The organism is Pseudomonas sp. FW305-3-2-15-E-TSA4, from assembly GCF_058787295.1.
Genome location: NZ_JBYSZP010000005.1, coordinates 332999 through 344062 on the forward strand (window position 1 = coordinate 332999; position 11064 = coordinate 344062).

General features: G+C 59.6%; 13 protein-coding genes. 7 read left to right on the plus strand and 6 right to left on the minus strand.

Annotation, left to right across the window (positions count from 1 at the left end; genetic code table 11):
• Positions 1–15: 15 nt before the first annotated feature.
• Positions 16–456, minus strand: a complete 441-nt coding sequence (locus AC3WMV_RS09540; protein WP_027611472.1) for a low molecular weight protein-tyrosine-phosphatase — start codon at positions 454–456, stop codon at positions 16–18.
• Between the two features lie 291 nt (positions 457–747).
• Between AC3WMV_RS09540 and AC3WMV_RS09545 the strand changes: the two genes are divergently transcribed.
• Both AC3WMV_RS09545 and tal read left to right on the plus strand, forming a co-directional pair.
• Positions 748–1698: a glycosyl hydrolase family 5 gene (locus AC3WMV_RS09545; RefSeq protein WP_097088576.1), complete on the plus strand. Its 951-nt coding sequence runs from the start codon at positions 748–750 to the stop codon at positions 1696–1698.
• Positions 1699–1905: 207 nt separating this feature from the next.
• On the plus strand, positions 1906–2832 hold the full coding sequence (tal, locus tag AC3WMV_RS09550; protein ID WP_027611470.1) for a transaldolase: 927 nt from the start codon (positions 1906–1908) through the stop codon (positions 2830–2832).
• 214 nt (positions 2833–3046) lie between these two features.
• Here tal and rssC read toward each other — a convergent pair whose 3' ends face one another.
• Both rssC and rssB read right to left on the minus strand, forming a co-directional pair.
• Positions 3047–3529 carry an anti-sigma factor antagonist RssC gene (gene rssC, locus AC3WMV_RS09555; RefSeq protein WP_003226553.1) on the minus strand — a complete coding sequence of 161 codons (483 nt, stop codon included), beginning with the start codon at positions 3527–3529 and terminating at the stop codon, positions 3047–3049.
• Positions 3526–4710 (minus strand): two-component system response regulator RssB, encoded by a 1185-nt coding sequence (rssB, locus tag AC3WMV_RS09560; protein WP_041074010.1) that lies wholly within the window; start codon positions 4708–4710, stop codon positions 3526–3528. Before rssB ends, rssC begins: the two co-directional genes overlap by 4 nt.
• A 274-nt stretch (positions 4711–4984) precedes the next feature.
• Here rssB and AC3WMV_RS09565 point away from each other — a divergent pair, with 274 nt between their 5' ends.
• Positions 4985–5284: a PilZ domain-containing protein gene (locus AC3WMV_RS09565; protein ID WP_103368825.1), complete on the plus strand. Its 300-nt coding sequence runs from the start codon at positions 4985–4987 to the stop codon at positions 5282–5284.
• Between the two features lie 52 nt (positions 5285–5336).
• Here AC3WMV_RS09565 and AC3WMV_RS09570 read toward each other — a convergent pair whose 3' ends face one another.
• Positions 5337–6026, minus strand: coding sequence for an MlaA family lipoprotein (locus tag AC3WMV_RS09570; RefSeq protein WP_027611467.1), 690 nt, complete (start codon positions 6024–6026; stop codon positions 5337–5339).
• A gap of 197 nt (positions 6027–6223) precedes the next feature.
• On the opposite strand from AC3WMV_RS09570, the gene pcrP reads away from it, so the two are divergent.
• Positions 6224–6844, plus strand: coding sequence for an HAD superfamily inactivated hydrolase PcrP (pcrP, locus tag AC3WMV_RS09575; RefSeq protein WP_103368826.1), 621 nt, complete (start codon positions 6224–6226; stop codon positions 6842–6844).
• 109 nt (positions 6845–6953) lie between these two features.
• The gene (locus AC3WMV_RS09580) at positions 6954–7217 is read left to right on the plus strand and encodes a DUF4404 family protein (RefSeq protein ID WP_103368827.1); all 264 of its coding nucleotides are present in this window, start codon (positions 6954–6956) and stop codon (positions 7215–7217) included.
• Between the two features lie 177 nt (positions 7218–7394).
• On the opposite strand, the gene queF is transcribed toward AC3WMV_RS09580, so the two are convergent.
• Positions 7395–8225, minus strand: a complete 831-nt coding sequence (gene queF, locus AC3WMV_RS09585) for an NADPH-dependent 7-cyano-7-deazaguanine reductase QueF (protein WP_103368828.1) — start codon at positions 8223–8225, stop codon at positions 7395–7397.
• A gap of 61 nt (positions 8226–8286) precedes the next feature.
• Positions 8287–8820 carry a copper-resistant cuproprotein CopI gene (gene copI, locus AC3WMV_RS09590; protein WP_103368829.1) on the minus strand — a complete coding sequence of 178 codons (534 nt, stop codon included), beginning with the start codon at positions 8818–8820 and terminating at the stop codon, positions 8287–8289.
• Positions 8821–8974: 154 nt separating this feature from the next.
• On the opposite strand from copI, the gene AC3WMV_RS09595 reads away from it, so the two are divergent.
• On the plus strand, positions 8975–9655 hold the full coding sequence (locus tag AC3WMV_RS09595; RefSeq protein WP_027611462.1) for a heavy metal response regulator transcription factor: 681 nt from the start codon (positions 8975–8977) through the stop codon (positions 9653–9655).
• On the plus strand, positions 9655–11004 hold the full coding sequence (locus AC3WMV_RS09600) for a heavy metal sensor histidine kinase (RefSeq protein WP_103368830.1): 1350 nt from the start codon (positions 9655–9657) through the stop codon (positions 11002–11004). Before AC3WMV_RS09595 ends, AC3WMV_RS09600 begins: the two co-directional genes overlap by 1 nt.
• Positions 11005–11064: the final 60 nt, after the last annotated feature.

Genomic DNA, 11064 nt, shown 5'->3' on the forward strand with positions numbered 1-11064 from the left:
TCTGAAGAATATTCATCAATGTCCGAGGCGCTGCGCCCACGAGCTAACAGCATCTTCAATCAATGCATGGGCATGAATAAAAGCGGCCTTACCTTGACGATACGGATCCTGTATTTCTCGTTCGCTCTGCCACTTGCCGAGAAGAAATACTTTGCCTCGGGCGTGCGAGGCAATCTTCAGCACCTGATTCACATGTTGTTTTTCCATGACCAGAATCAGGTCTGATTCATTGACGATATCGGCGGTCAATTGCCGAGCCTGGAAACCTTCGGCGCTGTGCCCGTGGTCTTCCAGCACCTGGCGCGCCGAGGCTTCCATGCCTTCGCCGACCCGCGCAGAGAGACCTGCGGACGTCACCGAAATGGTTGAGGGGGTCAGCGCGTTGCGCAGCAGAAGTTCTGCTGTCGGACTTCGGCAAATATTGCCAACGCACACGACGAGGATCTTTTTGAACAAGGTTTACATTCCTGTGTAATATCATTCCGCCAACATCTAGAGCGGATCTTAATGAACCCACTAGATCATTCTGCACTCAGAAATAGATTCGCCCTGTTAGTACCAGCGTATTAAGTACCACAGGGTCAAAAGCCGCCAAAACACAATTAACGGACTAAAAATAACTGTGATTTTCAGGTCTGGTTTTCCTGACAAAAAATAACATTGGCGCACTTAGTGCCATTGTCAGTTTCGAAACAGTTATCTCGAGATATCTTTTCGCCGTTGTCACTTCTCACCCGGAGAACCGACATGAAATCAGCCCATCTCAAACCCCTGAGCGCCCTGACCCTGTTACTGCTGGCGGCAACCGGCCAGAGCCAGGCCAATGAACTGTTCCCGGCATTGCCCGCCAATAAAACCATCGGGGTTCAGGTCAAAGTCCAGACCTTCTCCGCTGCCGACGCCGAGCGCGTCAAAGCCACCGGCTTCAGTTTCGTGCGTTTTGGCGTATGGACTGACAGCCTGCCCAGCGCGGCCTACCAGAAGCAGATCAGCAATGCCTTCGCCGTGGCCCGCGCTGCTGGTCTGCCGGTGCTGATGACCCTGCGCGCGACCAAGCCGTTACCGGCCAATGATCTGGCGAACGCGGGGATCGCGTATGCCAACGCGCTGACCAGCCTGGCAGCGACCTATGGCTCACAACTGGTGGCGATCGAGCTATGGAATGAGCCGGACCTCGGCACCTACTGGCCGACCGGCAATTTCGACACGACCTTCGTGCCGTTCATGAGCGCAGCGTGCAAGACCCTGCAAGACAAACCCCAGACTGTCCCGGTGATCGGTTTTGGTTTTGCCCGGCCACCGACCGCCGGCTCGGCGTCCACCGTGGCACTCAACCGAATCGTCAGCGAATACCCCAAATGCCTCAACGCGGTTTCCTACCATCCCTACGGCATGAGCGGCACACAGATCAGCAACGCCCAGGCGTTTATCCAGCAGAACTTCCATCTGCCGGGGGTGATCAGCGAATGGGGCATCTCGGCGCTCGCCTCCAACGGCGGGATTGAGGGTCAGGCCAGCAAAATCAGCGCATTCGTCGCCGATATCAAAACCCGCAACATTGCCCTGACCTCGATTTACGAGTGGAAAAACAGCGACACCGGCAGCAATGACCGCGAGAAGAATTTCGGTCTGTTGACGTCCGATGGCCAGCCGAAACCGGCAGAAACTGCGGTCAAAACCCAGCTGAGCCAGCAATAACCTCCGTCAATGTGCTCAAGGGGCGCTGGCCGTCAGTTGCTTTGAACCTGCGGCCGATTTTGGCATCGTATTCATCGATACCGCGCCCCACCGTTCAAACAGCCGTTCTCAGGTTGTTGCCCCCGGGGAACCCGTTGCGCCTTGATGCCCTTGAGTGGCTGTCAACGCTCGGGTAATGTCGTCAAACCCACAGGACAGAGCACACCCATGACTTCCAAGCTGGAACAACTCAAACAGATGACCACCGTAGTTGCCGACACCGGCGACTTCGAAGCGATCGCCCGGGTCAAGCCGGTCGATGCCACCACCAACCCTTCCCTGCTGCTCAAGGCAGCCGCCATCCCCGCCTACGCCGAGCTGCTGAACGCCTGCGTCAGCGACTGCAAGGGCGACGTGGGTCTGGCCAGCGACCGTTTCGGCGTCGCCGTGGGCCAGGAAATCCTCAAAGTGATTCCGGGCCGCATTTCTACCGAAGTGGATGCGCGCCTGTCGTTCGACCAGGACGCCGTGCTCAAGCGTGCGCATCGCCTGATCGAGCTGTACGACAAGGCCGGCATCGGCCGTGACCGCGTGCTGATCAAGATCGCTTCGACCTGGGAAGGCATTCGCGCTGCGGAGATCCTCGAGAAGGAAGGCATCCAGACCAACCTGACCCTGCTGTTCTCCTTCGCTCAGGCTGCCGCTTGCGCTGACGCCGGGGTGTTCCTGATCTCGCCGTTCGTGGGCCGCATCTACGACTGGTACAAGAAGGCTAACGGCAACGACTACACTGGCGCCGATGATCCGGGCGTGCAGTCGGTCACCCGCATCTACAACTACTACAAGGCCAATGACTACAAGACCGTGGTCATGGGTGCCAGCTTCCGCAACCTGAGCCAGATCGAGCAACTGGCCGGCTGCGATCGCCTGACCATCAGCCCGGACCTGATCGACAAGCTCGCGGCAGACACCGGCAAACTGGAGCGCAAACTCGCCCCGGGCCACGCCGGCGAAGCGCGCCTGAGCCTCAACGAAGCGCAATTCCGCTGGCTGTCCAACGAAGACGCGATGGCTACCGAGAAACTGGCTGAGGGCATCCGTCAGTTTGCCCGTGACCAGGAGAAGCTCGAGGCGCTGCTGCAGGCCAAGCTGTGATCTGAATCGCTGAAATGCAAAAAGGGCGAACCCAAACGGGTTCGCCCTTTTTTTTATGCGGTGCTGAAAGATGCATCGTCTGGACTGGCGCCTTCGCGAGCAAGCCCGCTCCCACAGGGTCAGGTGTGGAATGAAGATCTCGGGGTCACTCAATCACTGTGGGAGCGGGCTTGCCCGCGAAGAGGCCGGAACAGACAACCTCAACCCCAAAGAATCAGTGTCTTTCGAGGGCGTTAACCAGATCATGAAAGGCTTCACGATTGGAGTCGTTCAGGCCCATGAGGATCTTGTGCGCTTCGAGCACCTTGATCCGCACCACTTCTTCGGACTGGTCCTGATCCGGCAGGTCATCCAGGCACTCGGGGCACGGCACCGGGTGGTTGACGATGTTGAACACCTGCTCGAAGCCCATCGACTGCAGCAGACGGGTGATGTCTTCGTGGGTGGTGACGACGGTCGGCAGCAGGCCGACCTTTTGCCGCGACAGGATCGACAGTTTGGCCAGCAGGCCGAGGGTGGTGCTGTCGATGCTGCGGGTTTCGGTCAAATCGATCACGATCGCGTTGAAATTCAACGCGGTGAAGATTTTCTCAATAGTCGCATCCAACGCCGAACACAGGGTCAGGCGAACTTCACCGACGAACTTCAGGACGAAGGTGCCGTCCTGCTCGGCGAACTGGATTCTACCGGTACTCATTGAAGGTTCCTGCTCAACACCAACAGGGCGATATCATCCGGCATCTCCCCTAGCGTGGCCAATCCAAACACTTGCCGCAGACCATCCAGGCTGCCGCCCGCCGACTTCACCCGTTGGGGCAAAGCGGCTTCTTTTTCCTTGAGCGTCGGTTCTGGCAACAGATCCAGAATGCCGTCGGACATCAGCGTCAGGCTGAACGTCGGAGGCAGCTCAAGCACGTGATCTTCGTAGGTGGCCTCATTGAACAGGCCCACCGGCAAACCGCGGCCTTCGAGGTAACGAACACTGTCAGGCGTGTACAACACAGGCAACGGCAGATGGCCGCCGATGCTATAGGTCAACAAACCGGTCTCCTCGTCGATGACTCCACCGACCATTGTGACGTGTTTGCCCAGCTTACAACTGATCAGCCCCCGGTTGATATGACCAAGGACTTCCGAAGGCTTGAATTCCGGCAACGTGCCGTTGCGCTTGGACTCGAACAGCAGGCGCGTGGTCATGAACTTCAGCAGCACCGTGACGAACGCTGACGAGGCGCCATGCCCCGATACGTCGGCCAGGTAGAACGCCACCCGACGCTCGTCGACACGGAAGTAGTCGACAAAATCACCCGACAGGTACAACGACGGGATGATCTGGTGGGCAAACTGGAACTCGTCGATGCGCCACGGGCTTTCCGGCAGCATGTTCATCTGCACCTGACGACCGGCGTTCTGGTCTTCCTGGAGCAGGTTCAGGCTGGCTTCGAGCTCGCGGTTGGCCTTCTCCAGCTTCTCGCGGTAGCGCTGGTTCTCCAGCAACAGGCGCGCACGGTCCAGCGCGCGACGCACCGAATGCTCGAGCACGGCCAGGTCTTCGAGAGGCTTGATCAGGTAGTCCGCCGCACCCAGGCGCAGCGCCTCGACCGCGTCGTTCATCACGCCGGCACCCGAAACGACGATCATCGGCGTTTGCGGTGAGCGCTCGGTGACCTGACGGATGAGTTCGAGACCACCCATCTGCGGCATGCGCAGATCGCAGATGACCAAGTCGGGCTTGTCTTGCTCGAATACCTGAAGACCCTGTTGGCCGTTGCTGGCCTGCAGGACGCTGAAACCACTGTCTTCCAAATAGGCCGCGAGGCTCGCGCGCACTACTTCGTCATCATCGATTATCAGCAGCGTGGCACTGGTTTTTGGCATGTGGGCAAACGGCGCCAGAATTAGGTTGGCGTAGCAGGCGGGGCATCGGCCCGGCTCAGACTACTGGATTCGCTTTCTAGCCTCTCTGCTGCACCGCTTTCGAGCATTGAGCCGGAACGCGATTGCACCAGAGGTGCCCTTCTAAGGCGCAGACGGTACTCCCATCCGCGGGGCGTTTCAAGCATGCGCCGATGGTCGCTTGACGACTTTACTTGTCAAATCACCGAGAGTTATAAGAACAGCTCAAACCGTAACCCAATGGAAGGTCGAAGCCATGAGTCAAACCGGTCGGGACTACAGCGAAAAGCGCGATTTCATCCGCATGCGGGTCGATGCCGATGTGGTGTTGATTCATGAAGGTGATGAGATCGCCGGCGTGTGCATCGACCTCTCTAGCAGCGGCATGCAGGTCGAAGCGCCGCGCCAGTTCGCGGTTGGCGACCGCTTGAGCGTACGCATCGATTCCGAGCATGCCGCGTTGAGTGGGCTGGAGGCGGAGACCAAAGTGGTCTGGGTCAAGGCCCAGGACGGCGATGGCCAGAAGCTCGGCCTGACCATTCTGCAGATGAAATAAGCGCACACAAAAAAGGCGGCCTCATGGGCCGCCTCCTTGTCATCGGTCGAGATTAAAAATCGTCTTCGACCTGGCCATCCTTCACTTTGAACTCGCGGTTCTGCAAGTAAGCGTTGCGGATGAAGGTGTACTTGTCGCCGCTGATCAGCTTCTCGCTCGACAGCAGGCTGGCACGGGTGTCGACGATGTTCAGGCCGAACACCGAGTTACGGACAGGCACGTCGTTGATGTAGCGGTACGGACCGGTGAAGCTGTCGACGTACTTGGACGGTGCATCACGCAGGGTGCTCGGGCCGAGCAACGGCAGCATCACGTAAGGGCCGCTGCTGACGCCCCAGTAACCGAGGGTCTGACCGAAGTCTTCGTCACTGCGATTCAGGCCCATTTTGGTACCGACATCGAAGAAGCCCAGCAGGCCGAAGGTGGTGTTGAAGATGATACGCGCGGTATCGACACCGGCTGCTGCCGGCTTGGCCTGCAGAATGTTGTTCGCCAGGTTGGTGACGTCACCGACGTTGCGGAACATGTTGTGGATGCCGTCTTCGAGGAACTGCGGCGTCACGAACTCATAGCCCTGCGCCAGCGGCTTGAGCGCGTAGGTGTCGACGAAGTCGTTGAACTGGAAGATCGGGCGGTTGACGCTTTCCCAAGGGTCTTCTTCCGTTGCAGCGTTGGCGGCGAACGGAACCAGCAGGACGCTGGCACATACACATAGCTGAGCGAGAGGATTGCTCCAGCGCATAGAAAAACTCCTTGGATTTTTACTGGCGCGGGCACCCGGGCCCAGGCGTTAAGAGCGCTAGTATAAGCGCAAAAGCCGTTTTGGGCAGTCCACCCGTGAAGAGTAATGCAGGACGTTTCCAGGGAGCGCCTTCACACACCTGTCATCCAACTGTCACCGGCGTCGCCTAGCCTCATGCCTATTTCAGGGACGTTGCCATGACCCACGCTGAAGTCTTGCCTGTCGCCGCGCCCGGCCTGACCGCCGTGCTGTTCGGACTCAGTGGCTGTCTGGTGGATTTCGGCGCCCGTGCCCATCAACACGCCAGCGTACTGCCCGAGCACGCCGACGCCACACCCGGCGCTCTCGACAGCCTGCTCAGCCTGCAGCGCCAGCAGATTCCCTGTGCGTGGATCGACGAGCTGCCCCCTGCCCTCGCGCAACCCTTGGCGGCCTCTCTGCCGGCGTGGATCAAACCGACGCAATATTCAGCAACAATCAATCCATGGCCCGCACCGAACGCCTGCTGGCAGGCGCTGATGGGTTTGAACGTCAGCTGCCTGGATGGCTGCGTGCTGGTGAGCGGCGAGCCCCGGTTGCTGCAAGCGGGCCTCAACGCCGGGCTGTGGACCATCGGCCTGGCGTCCTGCGGCTCTCTGTGCGGCCTGTCGCCGAGCGAGTGGCAAGCGCTGAGCCAGAACGAACGCGACCAACGACGCGGTAAGGCAACCCTGCAGTTGTTCGGGCTGGGCGTGCATTCGGTGATCGATCATCTGGGCGAACTCGACACCTGCCTGGCCGACATCAACCTGCGCCGCCTCAAGGGCGAAAAGCCCTGACCGGAATCATGCAGGTTGCCGCAGAGTGGATTAATCTAAAGGTCAGCCATAGACCTTTGGCGCGCGGCTGCGGTCAATGCCAGTGCCTCTCGATAAAAGGAACCCCACCATGCCCGCCCAAGAACTGCAAAAACAACTCGACACCCTGCGCGAGCAACTGGAGCAGAATCCGCCGCTAACCGAAGCCGAGCGTGAAGATCTGCATGCGCTGATGGCGCAGATCGAATCGGAAATCGAACTGGAAAGCGTCACGCAGGAAACCAGCATCGCAGACGGTGTGAACCTGGCGGTGGAACGCTTTGAAGTGGAACACCCGGCCATTGCCGGCACCCTGCGCAATATCGTTAATGCGCTGGGTAGCATGGGCATTTGACTGCCCTGCGCTGAAACGCAAAAAGCCCTGCCAGCGATGGCAGGGCTTTTTCATTTCCACAACTTGAAACGCGATCCCTTGTAGGAGTGAGCCTGCTCGCGATAACGGTGTATCAGTCGACATCAATGTTGAATGTCAGTCCGCTATCGCGAGCAGGCTCACTCCTACAGGGGTTATTTATTGGCGCACAAGGCGATGGTTCGGCAGTTGCGCAGTCTCGGTGCTGCGATACGGATTGATATCCAGCCCGCCGCGACGCACATAGCGCGCAAACACCGTGAGCTTCTCCGGCTTCAGCAAACGCTGCAGGTCGAGGAAGATCCGCTCCACGCACTGCTCGTGGAAGTCCGAGTGCTGGCGGAAACTGACGATGTATTCCAGCAGACTCGCGTGATCCAGCGCCGCACCACGATATTCCACCACCACGCTGCCCCAGTCCGGCTGACTGGTCACCGGGCAGTTGGATTTGAGCAGATGGCTATGCACGCTCTCTTCGACAATCTTCGAATCATCGCAACGCAGCAGTTCCGGACGCGGATGCTCATAGTTGCTGACGCTGATGTCCAGATCGTCGATGCACACGCCCGGCAACGCCACGACGCCTTCGGCTTCGACGTCCTTCAGACTGCGTACCCGTACGCCGACCGGTTTGCCGGCAGCGGCCGACAGGTCCTTGACCAGCGTCGCTTCGAGGCTGGCGATATCGGCAAACGGCGTCTGATTCAGCGAATTCAGGTACAACTTGAACGACTTCGATTCGATGATGTTCGGCGAATCCGCCGGAATGCTGAATTCACCGATTGCCACCACCGGCTTGCCCGACGGCAACAGCCACGACAGTTCGAAGCAATTCCAGAAATCCACGCCTTTATACGGCAGGGTTTCGGCGGTCAGGCCCAGCTCGGCCCATTTCGCGGTGCGCGGAATCGGGAACAGCAGGGACGGCGTGTACGTGGCGATGTATTCGCTGGATTTGCCCAGCGGCGAATGTTCGGCTGCGGGATGCATGGCGGAAACCTGACTGAAGAATCAGCGGATTCTATCAGCCTTTGCGCCCGCCTTTGAGTGCTTACTGACTGACAGTCAGTTTGCCGACCATGCCCGCCTGGTAGTGACCGGGAATATTGCAGGCAAATTCCAGGCTGCTGGCCTTGCTGAAGGTCCAGGTCAGCTCGGCGGTCTTGCCCGGCTCGACCAGCACGCTGTTGGGGTCGTCGTGCTTCATGCTGTGGTCCATGCTGCCGTGATCCATGTCCGCCATGTCGTGGGACATTTCTTTCATGCCGGTAGGCGTGAGCATGCCGCTTTGCTGCATCTGCAACATTTCCTGCTGGTGTTGGGCATGCATCGCGACGTCACCGAGGTTGAATTCGTGCAGCAACTGGCCTTTATTCACCAGCACAAAGCGAACCGTCTCACCGGCCTTGACCTGAATCGCCTTGGGGTCGAACGACATGTCGTTCAGTACAACTTCAATGCTGCGAGTAGCCTTGGCTGCTGGTGCCGGTTGGCCGAAATCATAGCTGTGCGCGGGTGCGGCCCAGACAGGTGAACTCAGCGCCAGCACACAGGCGGCGACGGTCAGAGGGTTGCGCAAAAACATAGTCATACTCCAACAAGATAAGGTTCAGCCTGTGGGAAACTCTAGCCCGCCTGCGCTGGCAGCTACCTGACAGGCAGATTACAACTTTGTCAGGTTGGCGTGCGTCGCCTGCTCCCACGGTATAACGCTTTTGTTCCTACAACCCGAGTCGCCCATGAAACTGCTGATCGTCGAAGACCAACCGAAAACCGGCCACTACCTGCGCCAGGGCCTGACCGAGGCCGGTTTCAACACAGAACTGGTGGCCGACGGCGTCAGCGGTCAGCAACTGGCGTTGAGCGGGGATTATGCGCTGTTGATTCTCGACGTGATGCTGCCCGGGCGCAGTGGCTGGCAGATTCTGCAGGCGGTGCGCAGCGCCGGCCTCGACACGCCGGTACTGTTTCTCACCGCCAAGGACGCCGTGGAAGACCGGGTGCACGGCCTCGAACTCGGCGCCGACGACTATCTGGTCAAACCCTTCGCCTTCTCCGAACTGCTGGCCCGGGTGCGCAGCCTGCTGCGCCGTGGCAGCGCCCTGCCCCAGGAAACCAGTCTGCAACTGGCCGACCTGCGTCTGGACCTGATTCGCCGTCGGGTCGAACGCAGTGGCCAGCGCATCGACCTCACCGCCAAGGAATTCGCCTTGCTGGAAATGCTTCTGCGCCGTCAGGGTGAAGTGCTGCCGAAATCGCTGATTGCCTCGCAAGTCTGGGACATGAACTTCGACAGCGACACCAACGTGATCGAAGTGGCGATCCGCCGCCTGCGCCTGAAGATCGACGATGACTTCCCCAACAAACTGATCCACACCGTGCGCGGCATGGGTTACGTGCTTGAAGAGCGTCCGGCCTGATGCGTCGCCTGTCGCTGAGTTCTCGTCTGGCTCTGCTGTTTGCCGCGTGCACCGCCGTGGTCTCGCTGTTCGCCGGGGTGCTGTTCAGCCGCGCCAGCGAGGCGCACTTCATTGAGCTCGATCAGCAATTGCTGGATGGCAAACTGATCGGCCTGCGCCGGGCCTTGCAGGATGTGCAACCCGCTCAGCGTGAGGCGCGGCTGGCGGATGAGCTGAGCCGTCAGGCCGATCTGGCGCTGCGCATTACCGGCAGTGACGGCCAGCGCTGGTACGACAGCTCGATCAATTTACCGCAGGACTTGCCGCAACAGCCGGGCCTGTCGACCATCAGCCATGACGGCGCCGACTACCGCATGCTCAACGCCCCGCTCTACCCTGACAAAACCGACTCGCCACAGCTCACTCTGCTACTGGACATCACTCATCACCAGCACTTCCTGCAGCGCATGCAGCATCTCATTTGGCTGACTGTCGGGTTGTCGGCGCTGGCCACTGCGCTGCTCGGCGCCTGGGCTGCACGCAGCGGCTTGCGTCCGCTGCGGCGCATGAGTGCAGTGGCGCGTGGGATTTCCGCACATTCGCTCAACGCCCGACTGCCGGAAGCGCAAATGCCGCCAGAGCTTGCTGAAATGGCCCACAGCTTCAACGCCATGCTCGGACGCCTCGATGACTCGTTTCAACGGCTGTCGGCGTTCTCTGCCGACATCGCCCATGAACTGCGCACTCCGCTGTCGAACCTGCTGACCCACACCCAGGTCACCCTCACCCGCCCGCGACCGATCGAGGATTACCGCGAAGCCCTGCACAGCAACCTCGAAGAACTGCAATGGATGGCACAACTGGTCAACGACATGCTTTATCTGGCCAAGGCTGACCACGGTTTGCTGATGCCCAAGCGTGAGGCACTGGAACTGGCGGATGAGAGCGATGTGCTGCTGGAGTTTTTTGCGCCACTGGCCGAGGACGCCGGGGTGACGCTGAGCCGCGAAGGTCATGCGCGTATAGAAGGCGATCGCAGCATGCTGCGCCGGGCCTTGTCGAATCTGCTGGATAACGCGCTGCGCTTCACCCCGGCGTCAGGCAGCGTGCGCCTGTCCATCGTCGATCAACCGCACATAGCGCAGCTGTCGGTGGAGAACAGTGGCGAAGGCATTTCGGCAGAGTTGTTGCCACGGCTGTTTGACCGGTTTTATCGAGCAGATCCGGCGCGGCAGGAAGGCAGCAGTGAACATGCGGGGCTGGGGCTGGCGATTACCCAATCGATCGTCCGCGCCCATGGTGGGCAGATTCATTGCGAATCGGCTGCGGGGTGGACGCGGTTTGTGATCGAGTTGCCCAAAGGAGAATGAGGTCGATAGGACCGGCCCCTTCGCGAGCAGGCTCGCTCCCACAATTGGAATGCATTTCCC